Annotated in this window: 15 protein-coding genes; 10 read left to right on the forward strand and 5 right to left on the reverse strand. The window is 69.1% G+C overall.

Annotation, left to right across the window (positions count from 1 at the left end; all coding sequences use genetic code 11):
• Window positions 1-218: 218 nt before the first annotated feature.
• Together J7520_RS04715 and J7520_RS04720 are read right to left on the reverse strand one after the other, a co-directional pair.
• Window positions 219-656: a DUF192 domain-containing protein gene (locus tag J7520_RS04715; protein WP_291184705.1), complete on the reverse strand. Its 438-nt coding sequence runs from the start codon at window positions 654-656 to the stop codon at window positions 219-221.
• Window positions 657-690: 34 nt separating this feature from the next.
• Window positions 691-1626 (reverse strand): carbohydrate kinase family protein, encoded by a 936-nt coding sequence (locus J7520_RS04720; protein ID WP_291184708.1) that lies wholly within the window; start codon window positions 1624-1626, stop codon window positions 691-693.
• A gap of 370 nt (window positions 1627-1996) precedes the next feature.
• Between J7520_RS04720 and J7520_RS04725 the strand changes: the two genes are divergently transcribed.
• The 6 genes from J7520_RS04725 to J7520_RS04750 all read left to right on the forward strand — a co-directional run bounded on the left by J7520_RS04725 (window position 1997) and on the right by J7520_RS04750 (window position 12276).
• A complete protein-coding gene (locus J7520_RS04725; protein WP_291184710.1) occupies window positions 1997-3043 on the forward strand; it encodes a rod shape-determining protein in 1047 nt (348 codons plus the stop codon).
• A 134-nt stretch (window positions 3044-3177) separates the two neighbouring features.
• A complete protein-coding gene (mreC, locus tag J7520_RS04730; RefSeq protein WP_291184713.1) occupies window positions 3178-4248 on the forward strand; it encodes a rod shape-determining protein MreC in 1071 nt (356 codons plus the stop codon).
• Window positions 4245-4733: a rod shape-determining protein MreD gene (gene mreD, locus J7520_RS04735; RefSeq protein ID WP_291184715.1), complete on the forward strand. Its 489-nt coding sequence runs from the start codon at window positions 4245-4247 to the stop codon at window positions 4731-4733. The genes mreC and mreD overlap by 4 nt, the downstream gene beginning before the upstream one ends.
• A gap of 4 nt (window positions 4734-4737) precedes the next feature.
• The gene (mrdA, locus tag J7520_RS04740; RefSeq protein WP_291184718.1) at window positions 4738-6675 is read left to right on the forward strand and encodes a penicillin-binding protein 2; all 1938 of its coding nucleotides are present in this window, start codon (window positions 4738-4740) and stop codon (window positions 6673-6675) included.
• Window positions 6676-6683: 8 nt separating this feature from the next.
• Window positions 6684-7790 carry a rod shape-determining protein RodA gene (rodA, locus tag J7520_RS04745; protein WP_291184721.1) on the forward strand — a complete coding sequence of 369 codons (1107 nt, stop codon included), beginning with the start codon at window positions 6684-6686 and terminating at the stop codon, window positions 7788-7790.
• 328 nt (window positions 7791-8118) lie between these two features.
• Complete coding sequence (locus J7520_RS04750; protein ID WP_291184724.1) at window positions 8119-12276, forward strand: InlB B-repeat-containing protein; 4158 nt, start codon at window positions 8119-8121, stop codon at window positions 12274-12276.
• Between the two features lie 132 nt (window positions 12277-12408).
• Here the strand turns inward: J7520_RS04750 and J7520_RS04755 are convergent, their stop codons facing one another.
• Both J7520_RS04755 and J7520_RS04760 read right to left on the reverse strand, forming a co-directional pair.
• Window positions 12409-13347: a pentapeptide repeat-containing protein gene (locus tag J7520_RS04755; RefSeq protein ID WP_291184727.1), complete on the reverse strand. Its 939-nt coding sequence runs from the start codon at window positions 13345-13347 to the stop codon at window positions 12409-12411.
• A gap of 82 nt (window positions 13348-13429) precedes the next feature.
• On the reverse strand, window positions 13430-13909 hold the full coding sequence (locus J7520_RS04760) for a hypothetical protein (protein WP_291184730.1): 480 nt from the start codon (window positions 13907-13909) through the stop codon (window positions 13430-13432).
• 347 nt (window positions 13910-14256) lie between these two features.
• Here J7520_RS04760 and mltB point away from each other — a divergent pair, with 347 nt between their 5' ends.
• The 4 genes from mltB to J7520_RS04780 all read left to right on the forward strand — a co-directional run bounded on the left by mltB (window position 14257) and on the right by J7520_RS04780 (window position 18075).
• The gene (gene mltB, locus J7520_RS04765; protein WP_291184733.1) at window positions 14257-15273 is read left to right on the forward strand and encodes a lytic murein transglycosylase B; all 1017 of its coding nucleotides are present in this window, start codon (window positions 14257-14259) and stop codon (window positions 15271-15273) included.
• Complete coding sequence (locus J7520_RS04770) at window positions 15270-16217, forward strand: septal ring lytic transglycosylase RlpA family protein (RefSeq protein WP_291184736.1); 948 nt, start codon at window positions 15270-15272, stop codon at window positions 16215-16217. The genes mltB and J7520_RS04770 overlap by 4 nt, the downstream gene beginning before the upstream one ends.
• Window positions 16218-16321: 104 nt before the next feature.
• Window positions 16322-17659: a D-alanyl-D-alanine carboxypeptidase family protein gene (locus tag J7520_RS04775; RefSeq protein ID WP_291184738.1), complete on the forward strand. Its 1338-nt coding sequence runs from the start codon at window positions 16322-16324 to the stop codon at window positions 17657-17659.
• A gap of 125 nt (window positions 17660-17784) precedes the next feature.
• Window positions 17785-18075, forward strand: a complete 291-nt coding sequence (locus J7520_RS04780) for a DUF493 family protein (RefSeq protein WP_291184740.1) — start codon at window positions 17785-17787, stop codon at window positions 18073-18075.
• 128 nt (window positions 18076-18203) lie between these two features.
• On the opposite strand, the gene J7520_RS04785 is transcribed toward J7520_RS04780, so the two are convergent.
• Window positions 18204-20327, reverse strand: a complete 2124-nt coding sequence (locus J7520_RS04785) for a prolyl oligopeptidase family serine peptidase (RefSeq protein ID WP_291184743.1) — start codon at window positions 20325-20327, stop codon at window positions 18204-18206.
• Window positions 20328-20579: the final 252 nt, after the last annotated feature.

Here is a 20579-nt window from a genome sequence, read left to right on the forward strand (position 1 = left end):
GTTTGCTTGACTGTACGCAGTCCAAGCCACGGAGCGTGTCATGCGTGTGTTCGTACCGGTCGAGGACCAGAGCCTCGACGGCGAAAGCGGAATCCTGGTGCCGTATCGTCAAGGCCTCGCCTGCGTGCACGGCCTGCGCGGGGACGCCGCGCAGGATTTCCGCGGTTCCGGCGAGGGCTTCGTGCTCGACGAGGACGGCTGGCTGTGCTTCGGCGTCGTCAGCGACGGATCGTCAGCTCGTCGCCCGGATGCACGCCGATCAGGTCCGCCTGGCCGGCGTTGAGTTCGAGCACGTAGCGCGCCGGCGCGCCGCTGGAGTACGCGGGGCACGGATCGGAGACGCACGGCGGCACGTTGCGCTGCACGCTGATCAGGCGGCGCTCGGCGTCGAAGAACAGCATGTCCTGCGGGAACTTGCAGTTCTTCATCCAGAACGCACGCGGCGCGTCGTCCTGGAACACGAACAGCATGCCGTGGTCGGCCGGCATGCTCTCGCGACCCATCAGGCCGTGCGCGCGCGAGGCGTCGTCCTCGGCGATCTCGATCGAGAAGGTCTTGCCCTTGATCTCGACGGCCGGCGACTGCGCGGTGCAGGCCTGGACCGCGACGGCGAACGCGAAGCCGATGGCGAAGCGGGCGAAACGGACGGTTGGCATGGCGACGATCCTCGCAATCCTCGGGACGCGGACTCTAGCTCAGCGCGTAGCCGAACTGTTGCTTGAACTGGTCGACGAACTCGGCGTAGGTGAAGCGCTGGTTCTGCGTGCCGGGATGTTCGATCTTCAGCGTGCCCATCAGCGAGGCAATGCGGCCGGTGGTCGCCCAGTCCATGTCGCGCATCAGGCCGAAGATCAGGCCGGCGCGATAGGCGTCGCCGCAGCCGGTCGGGTCGACGATGCGGCGCTCCTGCGCCGGCGGGATCGTGATGGTCTTGCCGCCGGTGTAGACGGTCGATCCCTTCGGGCCCTGGGTGACGACGTAGGCCTTCACGCGCTGGGCGATGTCCGAAGCGCTCCAGCCGGTGCGCTGCTGCAAGAGCTGCGATTCGTAGTCGTTGACGATCGCGTAGTCGGCCTGCTCGATCATCGTGCGGAATTCCTCGCCGCTGAACAGCGGCATCGCCTGGCCCGGATCGAAGATGAAGGGGATGCCCTTCTCGGCGAATTCGCGCGCGTGCTGCAGCATGCCGTCGCGGCTGTCCGGCGCGACGATGCCGAAGGTGACGCCGTCGACGTCGCGCACGTGGTGCTCGTGCGAATTGAGCATCGCGCCCGGATGGAAGGCGGTGATCTGGTTGTTGTCGAGGTCGGTGGTGATGAAGCACTGCGGCGTGAACAGGTCCTCGAACACGCTGACGTGGTCGAGGCGGATGCCGCACTGCTTCATGTGTTCGCGATACGGGCCGAAATCCTGGCCGACGGCGGCGAACGGAATCGGGTCGTCGCCGAGCAGCTTCAGGTTGTAGGCGATGTTGCCGGCGCAACCGCCGAATTCGCGCCGCATGCGCGGAACCAGGAACGACACGTTCAGAATGTGCACCTGGTCGGGCAGGATGTGTTTCTTGAACTGGTCCTGGAACACCATGATGGTGTCGTAGGCGAGCGAACCACAGATCAGTGCGGACATCGAGGATTCCGGAAGAGGGAGCGGGAGCGCGCGGCGCGCGTTGCGCGGCGCCAAACCGCCGAATTCTACCCGACGCGCCGCCGCCTTGCGCGATCCGGCGCTCTCGTCGCGCGGCGGCCGGACGGGCGCGTCGGCGCCGTGGCCGCAGGGCCGGCGCGACATCGGCGCACGCCGATGTGGCGGTGAGGAGGCGAACAGCGGGCGAACGCGGGCGCGGCGCGGTGCTTCGCGAGGCCGCCTCGATACGCCCGCATGCGTCGGAAATCCGCGCCGGGCAAGGGTTTTTTAACTTCGCCGACCTTGCCCGCCCGGCCGTGGCTGACTAAACTCGCGCGCTTTTCTCTCGCACTCAAAAGGCTGCGCCGCGCTCATGTTCAAAGGTCTACGCGGACTCTTTTCCAACGATCTCTCGATCGACCTCGGTACCGCCAACACGCTGATCTACGTGCGTGGCCAGGGCATCGTGCTGAACGAACCCTCGGTCGTGGCGGTGCGCCAGGATCGCGGCCCCGGCGGGCCGCGCTCGGTCGCGGCGGTCGGCGGCGACGCCAAGCGCATGCTCGGGCGCACGCCGGCGGCGATCAACACGGTCCGGCCGATGAAGGACGGCGTCATCGCCGACTTCACGATGACCGAGGAGATGCTCAAGCAGTTCATCAAGAAGGTGCACAAGGCGCGCATGTTCCGGCCGAGCCCGCGCGTGCTGGTCTGCGTGCCCTGCGGCTCGACCCAGGTCGAGCGCCGCGCGATCAAGGAGTCGGCCGAGTCGGCCGGCGCGCGCGACGTCTACCTGATCGAGGAGCCGATGGCGGCGGCGATCGGCGCCGGCGTGCCGGTGCACGAGGCACGCGGTTCGATGGTGCTGGACATCGGCGGCGGCACCTCCGAAGTCGCGGTGATCTCGCTCAACGGCATCGTCTACTCGCAGTCGGTGCGCATCGGCGGCGACCGCTTCGACGAGGCGATCATCAACTACGTGCGCCGCAACCACGGCACCCTGATCGGCGAATCGACCGCCGAACGCATCAAGTTCGAGGTCGGCTGCGCGTTCCCGCAGTCGGAGGTGCGCGAGATCGAAGTGTCCGGCCGCAACCTCGCCGAAGGCGTGCCGCGCAACTTCACGGTCAATTCCAACGAGATCCTCGAAGCGCTGCACGAGCCGCTGTCGGGCATCGTCAGCTCGGTGCGCGGCGCGCTCGAACAGACGCCGCCGGAGCTGTGCTCGGACGTCTACGAACGCGGCATCATTCTGACCGGCGGCGGCGCGCTGCTGCGCGACATCGACCGCCTGATCTCCGAGGAGACCGGCCTGCACGTGCACGTGGCCGACGATCCGCTGACCTGCGTCGCCCGCGGCGGCGGCCGCGCGCTGGAACTGATCGACCAGCACGGCAGCGATTTCTTCGCGCCCGAGTAGCCGTGATTGGTGATTCGTGATCGGGGATTGGAACGAAGCGGCCATGAGATCCGGTATCGGGTAGCGGCATTCGCGATGCCCGGATCTCTCGCGTTCTTCCAAATCACCAATTACCAATCACGAATCCCGGCCCCATGCGCACCGACAACGCCACGCTGTTCGCCGAGGGCACGGTCAGCACGCTGAGGCTGATCGTCTATCTCGCGCTCGCGGTCGCGCTGATGGTGCTCGACCATCGCGGCAGCTATCTCGAACTCCTGCGCCGCACCGGCAGCGCGGTGGTCGAGCCGATCTACCGCCTCGCCGCGTTTCCCGCCGACGTCGCGCGCGCGACGCGCACCGCGGTCGTCACGCAGGACCAGCTCGCCGGCGAGAACCGCCAGCTGCGCGAAGCGCTGCTGCTGGCGCAAGCGCGGTTGAACCGGCTCGATACCGTGGTGGCGCAGAACGCACGCCTGAAGGCCTTGCTCGACGCGCAGAAGAACCTCGGCCTTTCGGTGCAGTTCTCGCGCCTGGTCGACGTCGACCTCGATCCGTTCCGCCATCGCATCGTGCTCGACACCGGCGCGAATCAGGGCGTGGAAGTCGGGCAGCCGGTGATCGACGCCTCGGGCGTGATGGGCCAGATCGTCGAGGTGCTGCCGAACACCGCCGTGGCGATGCTGATCACCGATCCGACCCACGCGATCCCGGTGGTGGTGGAGCGCAGCGGCGTGCGCACCATCGCCTACGGCAGCGGCGCGATCGATCGCCTGGAATTGCCGAACGTGCCGATCAGCGCCGACGTCAAGGTCGGCGACCGCCTGCTGACGTCGGGGCTCGGCGGGCGCTTCCCGGCCGGTTTCCCGGTCGGCGAGATCCGCTCGATCAGCAACGACGCCAGCGGCATGTTCGCCGCCGCCGTCGCCCGCCCGGCCGCGGCGCTGGACCGCAGCGGCGAGGTGCTGCTGCTGCACGATCAGGCGCAGCCCTACGGTCCGCCTCCGACGCCGCCGGAAGAGGTCGGACCGCCGGCCGATCTGGCCGGGCCTGCCGCCGGCGATGATCCGGCCGCCGCGGGCCGCCAGTCTCCGCCCACCGCTCGCGAGGCGGGCGTCGGCGGCGCCGATGACGGGACGAGAGATCCGTCCCGCCATCCCTCGTCTCCGCCGGCGCAAAACCCGGCGGCGGCCACGCCCTCGCCGACGCCGGAGACGACCGAATGAACCGCATGCGCGCCCAGGGTTGGCTGTTCTTCGGCAGCCTCGTCGTCGCCTTTCTGCTGCAGATGATGCCGCTGCCGCAGGTGCTGCTGCCGCTGAAGCCGTACTGGGTCGGTCTGGTGCTGATCTACTGGGCGATCGAGCTGCCCGAGCGCGTCGGTCTCGGCTTCGCCTTCCTGTTCGGCCTCGCCGGCGACGTGCTGACCGGCGAGCTGCTCGGCGAGCAGGCGCTGCGCCTGGTCGTGCTCGCCTTCATCGTGCTGCGCTTCCGCGCGCGCCTGCGCTTCTTCCCGATGTGGCAGCAGGCGCTGGCGGTGCTCGCGCTGCTGCTGAACGATCGCGTCGTGACCTTGATGGTGCGCGGCTTCTCCGGCGAGGCGACGCCGTCGACGGCGTTCTGGATCGCGCCGTTGAGCGGCATGCTGATGTGGCCGTTCGTGTTCCTGCTGCTGGACGACCTGCGCCTGCGCCTGCGCGGCAGCGAGTGACGCCGTGCCGAGCAGCTTCAAACCGATCAAGGAAAGCCGGCACGAGTACGCGCTGTTCCGGCGCCGTGCCCTGGCCGGCTTCCTGATCATCGTCGCCTGCCTGGCGGCGCTGGCGGTGCGCTTCCATTTCCTGCAGGTCGTCAGGCACGAGGAGTTCAGCACGCGCTCGGATGCGAACCGCGTGCTGACCCGTCCGCTGGCGCCGGCGCGCGGTCTGATCTACGACCGCAACGGCGTGCTGCTGGCCGAGAATGTCGCCGCATTCCGTCTCGAGGTCACGCCGGAGCAGGCCGGCGATCTGCCGGCGCTGTTCGACCGGCTCGGCCGCATCGTGCCGATCGGCGAGGACGACGTCACGCGCTTCAACCTGCTGCGCAAGAGCAAGCGCTCCTACCAGGGCGTGCCGCTGCGCCTGAAGCTGTCGGAAGAGGAGATCGCGAAGTTCTCCATCAACCGCTGGGCGTTTCCGGGCGTCGAGGTGGTGCCGTACCTGACGCGCTCGTATCCGCTCGGCGCCGAGTTCGCGCACACCGTCGGCTATGTCGGCCGCATCGACAACGACGATCTCGCACGGCTCGACAAGGACAACTACGCCGGCACCACCCACGTCGGCAAGACCGGCGTCGAGCGCTTCTACGAGGACCGCCTGCACGGCGAGCCCGGCTACGAGAAGATCGAGGTCAACGCCGATCACCGCCCGATCGGCGAGCCGCTGGCGCGCGTCGCGCCGAAGCCGGGCGAGAACCTGTACCTGACCATCGACGCACACTTGCAGGAAGCCACCGAAGCCGCGTTCGGCGGCCGCGCCGGCGCTGCGGTGGCGATCGACCCGCGCAGCGGCGAGATCCTGGCGATGGTCGGCGTGCCGAGCTACGACCCGAACCTGTTCGTCAACGGCATCTCCAAAGCCGACTACGCGGCGCTGCTCGAAGCGCCGAACAAGCCGCTGCTCAATCGCCTGCTGCGCGGCAACTACACGCCGGGGTCGACGATGAAGCCGTTCGTCGCGCTGGCCGGGCTCGAATTGGGCCTGCGCAAGCCGAGCGACACGGTGCTGTCGACCGGCGAGTTCTTCATCCCGGGCCAGTCGCGCGCCTATCGCGACGACATCCGCGGCGGCTTCGGCCGCGTCGACCTGCAGCAGGCGATCGCGCGCTCGGTGAACACGTATTTCTATTCGCTCGCGCTGGACATGGGCATCGACCGCTTCAGCGGCTATCTCGGCAAGTTCGGCTTCGGCAAGCCGACCGGGATCGACCTGGTCGGCGAGGGCGGCGGCGTGCTGCCCTCGCGCGAATGGAAGCGCGCGCGCTACAACCAGCCGTGGTTCCCCGGCGAGACGGTGATCGCCGGCATCGGCCAGGGCTACTGGGTCGTCACGCCGCTGCAGCTCGCCAATGCGCTGGCGACGCTCGCCAACCGCGGCGTGCCGCACGTGCCGCACCTGCTGCGCGCGGTGCAGACCGGCATCGACCGCCCGCCGGAACTGCTCGACAAGGCGCAGCCGCTGCCGAGCGTGATCCAGAAGCCGGGCGACTGGCAGGCGGTGCTCGACGGCATGATCGGCGTGGTCGCCGCCGGCACCGCGCGCGGGCTCGGCAACGGTTTTCCGTACGTGATCGCCGGCAAGACCGGCACCGCCGAGCGCTTCTCGCGCACCGACGACACCTGGACCAGCATCAGCGCCAGCCCGATCGAGCGCCACCAGGTATTGTTCGAATGCTTCACGCCGGCGGAGTCGCCGCGCATCGCGGTGATCGTCGCGCTCGAGGCCGGCCGCAGCGGCGCCTCCGACGCGGCGCCGATCGCGCGCAAGATCCTCGACGCCTGGCTGCCCGGCGATCAGGAACAGCAGGCGCGGCTCGGCGCCGCCGCCGCTTCGGCGACACCGACCTCCGCCGTGGCGGCGGAGGTTCGACGTCCGGGACGGGGGGCACCGTGATCGACGAGGTGACCGCCCAACTGCGCTACCGGCTCGGCGCGCTCTGGCGCAAGCCGCGCATCGACCTGCCGCTGTTCGGCTCGCTGCTGCTGCTGATGGGCATCGGCTTGACGACCCTGTACAGCGCGGGCGACCTCGACCGCGGCGTGGTCGTCTCGCAGGCGCTGCGCTTCGCGCTCGGCCTGACGCTGATGTTCGCCATCGCGCGCGTGCCGCCGCAGGCGCTGCGCAACTGGACGCCGTGGCTGTACGCCGGCAGCGTGCTGCTGCTGGTCGCGGTCGCCGTGCTCGGCGAGGGCCGCGGCGCGCATCGCTGGCTGGATCTGAAGTTCGTGCGCTTCCAGCCGTCGGAGATGCTGAAGCTGACGATGCCGATGATGGTCGCCTGGTACCTGCACGGCCGGCCGCTGCCGCCGAGCTGGAGCACGCTGTTCGTCGTCGGCCTGCTGATCGCGATCCCCGGCGGCCTCGTCGCCGAGCAGCCGGATCTCGGCACGGCCCTGCTGATCGCCGCCAGCGGCGCGTTCGGCGTGTTCCTGGCGGGCCTGGCCTGGTGGCGCATCGGCGCGTTGCTCGCGGTGTTCGCGTCGGCGGTGCCGGTGGGCTGGCATTTCCTGCACGACTACCAGCGCAACCGCGTGCTGACCCTGCTCGATCCGGAAGCCGACCCGCTCGGCAACGGCTGGCACATCATCCAGTCGAAGATCGCGGTCGGTTCCGGCGGCCTGTGGGGCAAGGGCTGGCACCAGGGCACGCAGTCGCGGCTGGAGTTCCTGCCCGAGCACACCACCGACTTCATCTTCTCGGTGTTCGCCGAGGAATGGGGCCTGGTCGGCGTGCTGCTGCTGCTCGCGCTGTACATCTTCATCATCGCGCGCTGCCTGTGGATCGCGGCGGAGGCGAAGGACACCTATTCGCGGCTGCTCGCCGGCGCGATCAGCATGTCGCTGTTCGTCTACGTCGTCGTCAACGGCGGCATGATCACCGGCGTGCTGCCGGTGGTGGGCGTGCCGCTGCCGCTGATCAGCTACGGCGGCACCTCGGCGGTGTCGCTGCTGGCCGGCTTCGGGGTGCTGATGTCGATCCACGCGCATCGCAAGACGGCGCCGGCGTGACGCCGCCGGGCGCGCGGCCGGCCTGGTCGCCGCGCGGTGGTTTCTAGGTCTACAGACCTACATTTTTAACGTTCTACAGACTGATGATAGTCTGGTCTCGTGGGCCGGGCTGGGTCGCCGTCGGTGAGTCCCCGGCTCACGATCGACCAGGGGAAAAGACATGTTCCGCAAGAAAGCGTTGACCGGAGCGCTGGCGTTTCTGTGCGCCCTCTCCGGGCTATCGGCGTTGCACGCATCGGAGGTACCCGCGACGGGAGACGCGGCTGCCGAGATTCGTGGGGAAAGACTTGCACCGACGTCGGCGATCGAACTCGGCACGACCGAACTCATGCATCGCCAGGCCACGGCGCCGCTGCGTCCGACGCGGCCGGCCGAACGCGAGAAGGAGCCGTTCGACCGCGAGCATCTGGACCAGGACCCGGCCGCGCCGGCGATCTCGCGCTATCCGCTCTCGACCGGGGAGCGCAGCGTGCCGGGCGTGTTCGCCGCGCACACCGTCGACCTGTCCTTCGACGGCGCGACGCTGACCGACGCCGGCGCGTTCCCGCCGGACTCGATGGGTACCGTCGGCCCGCAGCAATACGTCGTCGCGATCAACGGCCGCATCCGCTCGTTCACGCGCGCCGGAACGGCCGACGGCGTGCTCAACGTCGACACCGACGTGTTCTTCGCGCCGGTCATGACGCCGCTCGGCGGTTCGGTAGTGCAGGTGTTCACCAGCGACCCGCAGGTCCGCTACGACCGTTTCTCCGCGCGCTGGTTCGTCAGCATCATCGACGTGCCGTGCACCAACGCGAGCTGCTCGTCGACCGCCGCCAACCGCTGGCTGCTCGCGGTGAGCGACGCGGCGAGCGCGGGCGTGATCAGCGCGTCGACGACGTGGAGCTACTACTACTTCGTCGCCGACACCGGCAGCAACTTCTGCGACTACCCCTCGCTCGGCATCGACGTCAACGCGCTGTACGTCGGCTGCAACATGTTCTCCAGCGCCGGCTCGTTCGTCGGCATGAACGGCTACGTCGTGCAGAAGACCTCGGTACTCGCCGGCGGTCCGCTCCTGGCCACGCGCTTCACCGGCATCGGCAGCGGTACGGCCGGGCCGTATGCGCCGCGCGGCGTCGACAACTTCGATCCCGCCGCCACCGAAGGCTACTTCGTCGGACCCGATGCCGGCGTCTACAGCCGCCTGGTGTTCCGCCGCGTCAGCAATCCGGGCAGCGCGACGCCGACGATCTCGGCCAACATCAACCTGACGGTGCCGACCACCGGCGCGACCAACCCGGTCGAACACGCCGGCAACACCGGCGGCAACAACGGCCGACTCGATTCGCTCGACGACCGCCTGTTCGCGGCGATGATGCGCAACGGGCGGCTGTGGACCGCGCATAACCTGCGCGTGAGCACGACCGGTGTCGCCAGCACGGCCACGACCGCGCGCAAGGGCGTGCGCTGGTACGAGATCCGGGATCTCGCCACCACGCCGGCGCTGGTGCAGTCCGGCACCGTGTACGACAACGCGGCCACGCTGGCGGCGGCTCTGCAGTACTGGATCCCGTCGGTCACGGTCACCGGCCAGGGCCACGCGGTGGTCGGCTTCAGCATGGCTGGCACGCCGTCGGGCGCGACGCCGGCCTTCGCCGGGCGCCTCTCGGGCGATCCGGCCGGCACCATGACCGGCCCGCCGGGCACCGGCGCGACGACGTTCGGCATCACCGCGGCGAGCTACAACCCGCCGAGCGATCCGGGCGGCAGCTCCGGCCGCCGCTGGGGCGACTATTCGTTCACCGTCGTCGACCCGCTCGACGACATGAGCGTGTGGACCATCCAGGAATACAACCAGACCACCAACAGCTACGCCGTGCGCGTCGGTCGCCTGCTGGCGCCGCCGCCGGCCGCGCCGAGCTGCTCGTCGGTGGCGCCGATCGAGTTCGCCGGCGGCACCGGCGACGTCGTCGTCGGCGCGGTGTCGACCAACGGTTCGGGCTTCTACGATCCCGGCGCGAACCTGCCGGCGCCGGCGTTGCCGTTCAAGCATCTGACGGCCAACGTCAGCGGCGCGACCGTGAACAGCGTGACCTACAATTCGCCGACGCAAGTCACGCTGAACATCACCACCGCCACGAGCGGGCTGCACGACCTCACGATCACCAATCCCGACGGCCAGAGCGTGACCGTGGCCGGCTGCATCGAGGTGACCGGCGGCGGCCCGACCAACTACACGCTGACCTACGCGGCGGGCGCGAACGGTTCGCTCACCGGCAATACCTCGCAGACCGTGGCATCGGGCGGCAACGGCACGCCGGTAACGGCGGTGGCGAACACGGGTTACCACTTCGTGCAGTGGAGTGACGGCTCGACCGCGAATCCGCGCACCGACACCAACGTGACCGCGAACATCAGCGTGACCGCGAGCTTCGCGATCAACCAGTACACGCTGACCTATACGGCCGGCGCGAACGGGTCGATCTCAGGCAGCGCGTCGCAGACGGTGAACCACGGCGCGAACGGCACACCGGTGACGGCGGTGGCGAACACGGGCTACCACTTCGTGCAATGGAGCGACGGCTCGACCGCGAACCCGCGTACCGACACCAACGTGACCGCGAACATCGGCGTCACGGCGAGCTTCGCGATCAACCAGTACACGCTGACCTACACGGCCGGCGCGAACGGATCGATCTCGGGCAGTGCAACGCAGACGGTGAACCACGGCGGCAGCGGCACGCCGGTGACGGCGGTGGCGAACAGCGGCTACCACTTCGTGCAATGGAGCGACGGCTCGACGGCGAATCCGCGCACCGACACGAACGTGACGGCGAACGTCAGTGTGACGGCGAGCTTCGCGGCCGACCAGTACACGTTGACCTACACGGCCGGTGCGAACGGTTCGCTCACCGGCAACACCTCGCAGACGGTGACGTCGGGTGGCAGCGGCACGCCGGTGATGGCGGTGGCGAACAGCGGCTATCACTTCGTGCAGTGGAGTGACGGCTCGACGGCGAATCCGCGCACCGACACGAACGTGACGGCGAACGTCAGCGTGACGGCGAGTTTCGCGGCCGACCAGTACACGCTGACCTACGCGGCGGGCGCGAACGGTTCGCTCACCGGCAATACCTCGCAGACCGTGGCATCGGGCGGCAACGGCACGCCGGTGACGGCCGTGGCAAACACGGGCTACCACTTCGTGCAGTGGAGCGACGGCTCGACCGCGAACCCGCGCACGGACACCAATGTGACCGCGAACGTCAGCGTGACCGCGAGCTTTGCGATCAACCAGTACACGCTGACCTATACGGCCGGCGCGAACGGGTCGATCTCGGGCAGTGCGTCGCAGACGGTGAACCACGGCGCGAACGGCACGCCGGTGACGGCGGTGGCGAACACGGGCTACCACTTCGTGCAATGGAGCGACGGTTCGACGGCGAATCCGCGCACCGACACCAATGTGACGGCGAACCTCAGCGTGACCGCGAGCTTCGCGATCAACCAGTACACGCTGACGTACACGGCCGGCGCGAACGGGTCGATCTCGGGCAGTGCAACGCAGACGGTGAACCACGGCGGCAGCGGCACACCGGTGACGGCGGTGGCGAACACCGGCTACCACTTCGTGCAATGGAGCGACGGTTCGACCGCGAATCCGCGCACCGATGCCAACGTGACGGCGAACGTCAGCGTCACGGCGAGCTTCGCGATCAACCAGTACACGCTGACCTACACGGCCGGCGCGAACGGTTCGATCTCGGGTAGCGCAACGCAGACGGTGAACCACGGCGGTAGCGGCACGCCGGTGACGGCGGTGGCGAACACCGGCTACCACTTCGTGCAATGGAGCGACGGTTCGACCGCGAATCCGCGCACCGATGCCAACGTGACGGCGAACATCAGCGTGACGGCGAGCTTCGCGATCAACCAGTACACGCTGACCTACACGGCCGGCGCGAACGGTTCGATCTCGGGCAGCGCAACGCAGACGGTGAACCACGGCGGCAGCGGCACGCCGGTGACGGCGGTGGCGAATGCGCGCTACCACTTCGTGCAGTGGAGCGACGGCTCGACCGCGAACCCGCGTACCGACGCCAACGTGACGGCGAGCATCAGCGTGACGGCGAGTTTCGCGATCAATCCGCCGCATCACCTCGCGTTCGTGCAGCAGCCCGCGAACGTCCCGCAAGGCGAGCGTCTGGGTCAGGTGCAGGTCGCGATCGTCGACGTCGACGGCAGCGTCGTGGCGACCGATTCGACCTCGCAGGTGACGCTGACGATCACCGCCTGCAGCGCGCCGATCCCGCTCGGGCAAGCCACCGTCAGCAACGGCGTGGCGACCTTCGCGCCGGCCGTGTCGCAGCGTTTCTACACGCTGACCAGCGGCAGGACGCTGTCGGCGGTCAGCGGCGCCCTGTCGGGCACCAGCGCGGCCTTCGACGTGGTGGCGAACAGCGGTTTCGTGTTCGCGGACGGTCTGGAGACCTGCAGACTCTGACGTCGATGCCAAGGCGTCCTTCCGGAACCCCGCTTCGGCGGGGTTCTTTTTTTCGCGTTGCGCAGGTGTGCCGGGATCTTGCGCGCGCGGCGCGAGACGCCGGCGGCAGGCGGCATTGGCCGCTCGCGCGGGTCACGGCGTATCGGCGTGGCGCGCTGCTGCGGCCTCGGCCAGGCGCCGCAGGTCGGCGAGGGTTTCCCGGGCGTCGGCGTAGAACTCGGGGATGTGTTCCAGTTCGGGATCGCTGGCCTGGTAGATCAGCGACGCGGCCGTGTGCGTTCCGTGCGTGCGTTCCAGCGCGTAGCCGGCTTCGCCGGCGAGCGCGACCACCCAGCCGGGGCGCGAACGCGCCGCGCCCTGGGGGCCATCGGCATCCTCGGCGCCGGAAACGAGCGCTCCCGCGCGGCCGGCGGCCTGCAAGACGGCTTGATGGATGTCGCGAATGCGCGGAATCCAGTCCGGATCGCCGAGGTTCGCGCCGCGCAACACGGCCACGCGCAGTTCCGCTTCGCGCAGGTCCGCGCCATGCAGGTCCGCACCGCCGAGGTTCGCGCCGGCGAGATTGGCCTGCAGCAGCCGCGCTCCGCGCAGGTTGGCGCCGGACAGGTCCGCGCCGATCAGCGCGGTGTCGTACAGATCGGCATCGCTCAGATCGGCGCCGGCGAGTTCCGCACCGTGCAGGTCGGCGCCGCTGACGTCGCTCTCGCGCAGATTCGCCTCGCGCAGGCGCGCGCCGTGCAGCTGCGCGCCGAACAGATTCGCGCCGCGCAGGCATGCGCCGCGCAGATCGGCGCTGCGCAAATCCGCGCCGGACAGGTCGGCGCCGGACAGATCGGCACCGTCGAGTCTGGCGTGGCGCAGGTCCACCTCGCTCAAGTCCGCTCCGCGCAGGCTCGCTTCGCGGAGGTCGGCGCCGCTCAAATCGGCGCCGTGCAGGTCCGCCTGTTTCGCGGCCGCGCTTTCGACCGCCCGTCCGAGCTGCGCGGGACGGTCGACGCCGGCCATTTCGTCGGTGAGGTCGCATTCGTACTGGACTTCACCGGTATGGCGGTTGGCGATGCGGAACTTCATCGTCGTCTCCTGCCCGCGGGCGGCGGCGCGGACTGTATCCGGTCCGCCGCCCGTCGGTAGCGCCGGGCGGCGGCGTGCCGATCTAGAGGCAGTCGACGAGGCCGTCGTAGATCGTCGTCGCCGATCCCGGAAGCGGCGCGTACAAGGGCTCGTCGCCGGCCAGCGCCGTCAACAGCGCGTCGATCGTCGTGCCCGGCACCAGCGGCGTGCGGCAGCGCCAGAACTGCTTCTGCACGATGAAGCGGCCGGTGGCGGGATCGATGTCCTCGTAGCTGCCGGCGAACAGCCAGAGGCAGCGCCCGATTTTTCCGCTCGTCTGCTCGACCGAACAGCGGTAGCCGAGCGACTGGATGTTGCTGTAGTCGCCCTCGCAGAACGTGTCGCCGCAGATGTCGTCGAAATTGCGGCGCAGCTGCGAGGCCAGCGTGTACCAGGCCTCGTACTGCGCGTCGGTCGTGAAGTAGCCGTAGACGTCGCCGAAGGTCGGCGCGGTCTGCGCGGCGACCGGATTGGAGACGGCGGCGAGCAGCAGCAGGGCGGGCAATGGAATGCGAAACGACATGATCGGCTCTCCTTGGCGATGATGGATGTCCGCGGCGCGACGCGCGTCGACGGACCGCGGCAGGATGAACCGTGGTTTCGCCGGTGCCGACCGGCGCGATCGGAAAGACGCATCGGGGAATAGCGCGCCGGCGTGTCGGAGGATGCCGATCCGCGCGTACGACGAGCGGGCGGTTCGCGCAAGCGCGGCGGCGCGAGGACGCATCCCCACGCGAAGTACGCCGGTGCCAACCCGTTCGCGGGCCGCGGCGGATGCCTGGTTTTGCAGGTGATTCAGGTATTTGCACACGCGCGAAAATCCGTCTCGCGATGGTAGAGTAGCCGCGTGCAAGCCCCTGAAAGTCTCCCTTGATCCGAAGAACTTTTCTCATCCTCCTCTGCGCGCTGGCCTGCGGCCAGGCTGCGCCGTCGGCGGCATCCGCCGCCGCCACCGCCAAGACCCCGCCGAGCGCCGACCAGCGCGCCTTCGCCGCCGAAGTGGCGAAGGACGGCGGCCCCAGCGCACAGAGCGTGCTGGAGACCCTCGCCGGCGCCAAGGTGCAGCAGTCGATCCTCGACGCGATCGCGCGCCCGGCCGAGAAGACGCGCGAGTGGAAGGACTACCGGCCGATCTTCGTCACCGACAAGCGCATCGCCGACGGCGTCGCGTTCCGCCGCGCCAATGCCGAACTGCTCGACCGCATCGGCGGCGAGTACGGCGTGCCGCCGGAGATCATCGTCGCGATCATCGGCGTGGAGACCGGCTACGGCAAGAACACCGGCAAGTACCGCGTGCTCGACGCGCTGTCGACGCTGGCGTTCAACTACCCGCCGCGCGCGAAGTTCTTCCGCGGCGAGCTGAAGCAGCTGTTCCTGCTCGGCGACCAGCACCTGCCCTATGCGGTCGACGAGCTGAAGGGCTCGTACGCCGGCGCGATGGGCTGGGGCCAGTTCATGCCGACCAGCATCGCGCAGTGGGCCAGGGACGAGGACGGCGACGGCCGCATCGACCTGTGGAATTCGCTGCCGGACATCACCGCCAGCGTCGCCAACTATTTCCTCGCGCACGGCTGGCAGAAGGATCAGCCGGTGACCGTGCGCGCGCAGCCGGCGGCCGACGCGCAGGCGCTCGCGCCGGCGAACTCCGAACCGGTCTGGTCGCTGCAGCAGCTGGAAGCGTGGGGCTACGCGCCGATCGAGCGCGTCGACGCGCAGACGCCGTCGACCCTGCTCAAGCTGGAAGCCGAGCGCGGACCCGAGTACTGGTTGACGTTCAAGAATTTCTACGTGATCACGCGCTACAACAGGAGCCCGCTGTATTCGATGGCGGTGTGGCAGCTGGCGCAGGCGATCGCCGCCGGCGCCGCGGAAACGCCCGCCTCGTGAGCGCGTCGCGCGCGCTTCTCCTCGCCGCGCTCGGCCTCGCGCTGGCCGCCTGCAGCGGGCCCAAGCCGCGCCGCGACGCACCGCGCACGCCGCCGTCGAGTCCGCGCGGCGATCGCTTGCCGGCGGAGACGTCGCGGCAGCAGTCCGAGCGCTACCACAAGGACCAGGACGGCGGTCCCGACGCCCCGGCGATCGACGTCAGCAAGATTCCCGAACCGGTGCCGAAAGCCGAACCGCGCTCGCGTTACGGCAACCGCGAGACCTACAGCGTGCTCGGCCGCAGCTATCGCGTGCTGCCGGACGCGCGCGGCTACAGCGAGCGCGGCGTCGCCTCGTGGTACGGCAACAAGTTCCACGGCTACATGACGTCCTCGTTCGAGCCCTACGACATGTACGCGTTCAGCGCCGCGCACAAGACGCTGCCGCTGCCGAGCTATGCGCGCGTGACGAACCTGGAGAACGGCAAGAGCGTGGTCGTGCGCGTCAACGATCGCGGCCCGTTTCACGAGAACCGCCTGATCGACCTGTCCTATGCGGCCGCGGTCAAGATCGGCGTGTGGCCGAAGGGCACCGGCCTGGTCGAGGTGCGCGCGATCGATCCGGAGCGTCCGGACGCGCTGCCGCCGACCCAGGTCGCCTCGATCGCGCCGTCGCGTCCGATCGTCCCGGCACGCGCCGACGAGCCGCCGCCGTCCGCCGGCGGCGCGCCGCGCATCTATCTGCAGATCGGCGCGTTCGGCGATCGCGCCAATGCCGAACGCGCCGTCGCCAACGCGACGCGCGCCGGCCTGGATCGCGTCGACATCCAGTCGGCCACGGTCGACGGGCGCACGGTGCATCGCGTGCGCGTCGGTCCGCTGCCCGACGTGGACGCCGCCGACGCGATGACCGAGCGCATCGAACAACTCGGCCTCGGCGCGCCGCGCGTCGCGATCGAGCGCTGAATGCCAGGCGTACCGCCGATCGCGCGATCGCTCGTGCGGGGTGTTTTGACCGGCATGCTCTGCGACAATCCTTTTTTTGCGATGTGCAAGGATCTCAGTCCCGAATGAAAGTGAACCTCCTGATCCGGCCTCTTCTGTTCGCCTGCGCGCTCGCCGCGACGGGCGTGCAGGCCGCTCCGGCTCCCGCCGCGGCAGCACCCGCGGCGGCGAAGCCGGAGCCCGCTTCGGCGCCGTCGCAGCCGGCCAATCTGCCGACCCCGCAGCCGGTCGCCAAGCCGGCGGCGCCGCCGGCGCCGGGGACTCCCGGCAGCGGTCCGGTGCCGCCGCCGCCGACGATCGACGCCAAGAGCTGGGTGCTGATGGACTACACCAGCGGCCAGATCCTCGCCGAGAGCAACATGGACGCGCGCGTCGCGCCGGCGTCGATCACCAAGGTGATGACCTCCTACGTCGTCTCGGCCGAGCTCGCGCACGGCAAGATCAAGATGGACGACAAGGTCGCCATCAGCGAGAACGCCTGGCGCTCCGGCGGCGCCGGCACCGACGGCTCGACCAGCTTCCTGCAGCTCAACAGCCAGGTGCCGCTGAAGGACCTGCTGTACGGCATGATCATCCAGTCCGGCAACGACGCCGCGATCGCGCTGGCCGAGCACACGGCTGGTTCCGAGGCGACGTTCGCCCAGCTGATGAACCAGTACGCGGCCAAGCTCGGCATGAACGGCACCAATTACGTCGACGCCAGCGGCCTGCCCAATCCGAACCACTACACGACCGCGCGCGACATCGCCGTGCTGTCGCGCGCGCTGATCCACGACTATCCCGACGAATACAAGGTCTACTCGGTCAAGGATTTCGAGTGGAACGGCATCAAGCAGCACAACCGCAACACGCTGCTGTGGCGCGATTCCACCGTCGACGGCATCAAGACCGGCCACACCTCCGAGGCCGGTTTCTGCCTCGCCACCTCGGCCTTGCGCGGCGACCAGCGCCTGATCGCGGTGGTGATGGGCGCGCCGAGCGAGAAGCAGCGCGCCGACGACAACCAGGCCCTGCTCGCCTACGGTTTCCGTTTCTTCGAAACGCAGAAGCTGTATCCGGCGAACAAGCCGCTGGCCGATCCCGAGCTGTGGAAGGGCGAGGCCGCGAACCTGCCGCTCGGCGTCGCCGAGGACGTGCTGATCACCTTTCCGCGCGGGCGCTACGGCGACCTCAAGGCGAGCCTGGAAATGCCCTCGCGCCTGATCGCGCCGATCGAGAAGGGCAAGCAGGTCGGCATGTTGAAGGTCACGCTCGACGGCAAGACGCTGCTCGAACGGCCGCTGGTCGCGCTGGCCGACGGCGGCGAAGGCGGCTTCTTCAAGCGCCTGTCCGACGGCTTCTGGATGTGGTTCAAGGGCGACGCCGGACCGGCCGTGTCGGCGGAAGCGCCGAAAGGCAACTAGAGCTTTTGGACACGGATCGACGCGGATCGACACGGATAAGGCAGCAAGGGAGGCATTGGCCTTATGCGCCTTGATCCGCGCCGATCCGCGTCCGACGCTCTTTTCTTTTCCAAGCGAGCCAACCCATGAAAGACCTCGACGACATCCACGCGCAGAATCCGGAGCAGGGCTTCCAGTTTCCGGGCGTGTTCGAGATCACCGCGATGGGCAGCGCCGCCGCCGATCTCGAGCACCGCGTGCCGGAAATCCTCGACAGCCTCGGCCTCACGGTGCTCGCCGACGCGGTACAGGTGCGGCCCTCGCGCGAGGGCAACTACGTGTCGGTCACGGCGAGCTTCACCTGCCCGTCGCGCGAGAAGTACGACGCCGCGCACGCGGCGCTGCGCGCGGAGCCTGGGATACGCTGGACGCTGTGAGCGCCGAGGTCGAGACGCGTCTCGACCAGCGCTGAAGCGGTTCCAGGCCGCTCCGCGCGCACGACCGAACCGCGCGGCCGGCTGATCGTGGACGGCGCGTCTGATCCTGTGGAGCGAGTGGGCCGTTCCTACCTCGATCCGCCTGGCCCGGCCAGCATCGCGTCCAGGAAGGCGTACATGTCGGCGTATTCCAGCGCTTGCGCATTCGCGCTGGTGGCGAAGTGGCCGAACTGATCGTCGGTGCGATACCACACCGGCGTGGACGGCGAGGCCGCCATCACCCGTGCGCCGAACTTGCCGCTGTGCCACGGCGCCACGCGCTGATCGACCAGGCCGACGACCAGCAGCAGCGGTGGGTATTTCGTCCCGTCGCGCACGTGCTGGTAGGGATCCATCGCCAGCAGTTGTCTCATCCCGGTTTCGGTGCGCGGGTCGCCCATCTCGGCCATCTGGTTGGCGCCGTTCTTTTCCGAGAGCAGGCGCGTCGCGGTCAATTCGCCCGCGTGCACCACCATTGCACCCCAGGCGTCCGGTGCGGTGGTGTAGGCGCCGCCGGTGAGGAGGCCGCCCATGCTGGCGCCAGAGCCGCTGATCCGCGCCGGCACGCTGTAGCCGCGCCGGACCAGCTCCCGGGCGCAGGCGATGAAGTCCTCGACGCCGCGCTGCTTGTTGGCGCCGCTGCCGCCGAGGCGCCAGGCATCGCCGTTCTCGCCGCCGCCGCGCGCGTGGCAATCCGCCAGAACGGCGCCTGCCTGCGGCCATTCCAGCAGGAGCGGCGAAAAATACGGCTGCAGGCTGATGCCGTAACCGCCGTAGCCTTCCACGATGGCCCGCGCATGGCCATCCAGTTCCAAGTCGCGACGACGGATCACGCTCAGCGGCACCTGGGTACCGTCGGCGCTGGTGGCCTCGATTTCCTCGCTGATCAGCTCCGGATACGCCGGCGCGTCCAGCGTGCCGAGGCCGGTGTCGGACAGATTTCCGTCACGGGCCAGATAGACCTTGCGGGGGACGGTCCAGCTTTCCAGCGACAGCAGGACGCCGTCCTGGCGTGGGTCGGTGCGCATCAGATAGACGCTGCCTTCTCCGGGCAGCGCGGTCGGGACCAATGCGCCGGCGGCATAGTCCATGCGTTCGACGCGATCGAGGCCGTGGCGCATGGACTTGAGGTAGAGGCCGTCCTTCGCGACGCCCAATTCCGTCAGGACGGCGTCCGCGCGTTCGGGAACCACGATCCTCGCGGCGGCCAAAGTTGCCTTCGGATCGCGCAGGTCCAGCGCCAGCACCTGCCGATTGGGCGTGCCTTTCGCCGACAACAGGTACAGGGTATCGCCGTGCAGCGCGCTGCTCTGCACATTGTCGGCGTCGTCGGTCGGGCAGCGCCATGTGGCGTCTGCCGTCACGGCGTCGGCCAGCGGTGTCACGCATGCGCGGGCGGAAGCGCGTGCGCCTCCGATCAGCAGCAAGGTCCAATCGCTGCCGGGCGCGGTGAGGATGACGGGGAAGTCGTGGGCGACGATTTTCAGCGCATCGTCGGCGCCGGCGCGCGCCAGCAGTCGGTCCTCGGCCTGCGCCTGGCCGAGTCGGTGCAGGTAGGCGCCGGAGCCTTGTATCGGATCGGGATCGTCCGGTTGGACATCGCGCAAACGGGTGTAGAAGAAGCCGCTGCCGTCGGGCAGCCAGGAGATGGGGAATTCGCTCCATACCGGTTTCAGCGTATCGGTCAGGCGCTTGCCGGTGACCGTGTCGAAAAGTTCGATCTCGCCGATCTCGTTGCCGCCGAAGCCGATGTTCACCGCCACCTTGCCGCCGTCGCGCGACACGCTGAAGCCGCCGATGCTGGCGCCGCCCTGCACGGTGTTCGGGTCGAGCAGCAGGCGTTCCTCGCCGTCGGCGTCGCGCACCATCAACATGCCTTCCTTGCCGGTCGGCGCGCGCAGGAAGAACAGGCGGTCGCCGACCAGCGTATGGGCGCTGTGCCTGGTCGTGGCGGCGGCCACCCGGGTCAGGCGTTCGCGCCAGGATTGCAGTGTCGGCAGCGCGTCCAGCTTCGCGCGCGAAGCCGCGCCCTGCGCCTTCAGCCAGGCATCGAACTCGGCGTTCTTCTCGCCTTCCATCCAGCGGTACGGATCGGGCATGGAAAGGCCGAAAGCGCGATCGACCACGTCGACCGTCCGCGCCGCCGGAGGGTTCTGCGAGCAGCCGGCGAGGATGAGGATGGCGCACAGGGCTGGCGGGAAATGAGGTCGCATGGCGGCGGTGTCCTGGATGCGGGGCTGGGGCGGAGAACTGGCGACGGACCATCACGGGACAGCCCGCCATTCGAAGGAACAGATCAACGACCTTCCCTACGCCGATCCGGCCTGAAAAACGACATGCCTGGAGCGCGGTCGCCGCTGCCGGCAGCGGCGCGGTAGACGGCAAGGCGCAAGCGATCGGCACGGTCGCTTTCGAGGTCCTGCCGATCTTTCTCGTGAGCCGGGGCCATTCGCAACGGCGCCTCG

Origin of the sequence: Dokdonella sp. (assembly GCF_017744955.1) — a bacterium.
GTDB lineage: Bacteria > Pseudomonadota > Gammaproteobacteria > Xanthomonadales > Rhodanobacteraceae > Dokdonella_A.

Coding starts and splice junctions, on each gene's coding strand:
- J7520_RS04780 (WP_291184740.1), top strand. CDS start 17,785: ATGAAAGACCTCGACGACATCCACGCGCAGAATCCGGAGCAGGGCTTC.
- J7520_RS04785 (WP_291184743.1), bottom strand. CDS start 20,327: ATGCGACCTCATTTCCCGCCAGCCCTGTGCGCCATCCTCATCCTCGCC.
- J7520_RS04755 (WP_291184727.1), bottom strand. CDS start 13,347: ATGAAGTTCCGCATCGCCAACCGCCATACCGGTGAAGTCCAGTACGAA.
- J7520_RS04715 (WP_291184705.1), bottom strand. CDS start 656: ATGCCAACCGTCCGTTTCGCCCGCTTCGCCATCGGCTTCGCGTTCGCC.
- mreD (WP_291184715.1), top strand. CDS start 4,245: ATGAACCGCATGCGCGCCCAGGGTTGGCTGTTCTTCGGCAGCCTCGTC.
- J7520_RS04750 (WP_291184724.1), top strand. CDS start 8,119: ATGCATCGCCAGGCCACGGCGCCGCTGCGTCCGACGCGGCCGGCCGAA.
- mreC (WP_291184713.1), top strand. CDS start 3,178: ATGCGCACCGACAACGCCACGCTGTTCGCCGAGGGCACGGTCAGCACG.
- J7520_RS04720 (WP_291184708.1), bottom strand. CDS start 1,626: ATGTCCGCACTGATCTGTGGTTCGCTCGCCTACGACACCATCATGGTG.
- J7520_RS04725 (WP_291184710.1), top strand. CDS start 1,997: ATGTTCAAAGGTCTACGCGGACTCTTTTCCAACGATCTCTCGATCGAC.
- J7520_RS04775 (WP_291184738.1), top strand. CDS start 16,322: ATGAAAGTGAACCTCCTGATCCGGCCTCTTCTGTTCGCCTGCGCGCTC.
- J7520_RS04760 (WP_291184730.1), bottom strand. CDS start 13,909: ATGTCGTTTCGCATTCCATTGCCCGCCCTGCTGCTGCTCGCCGCCGTC.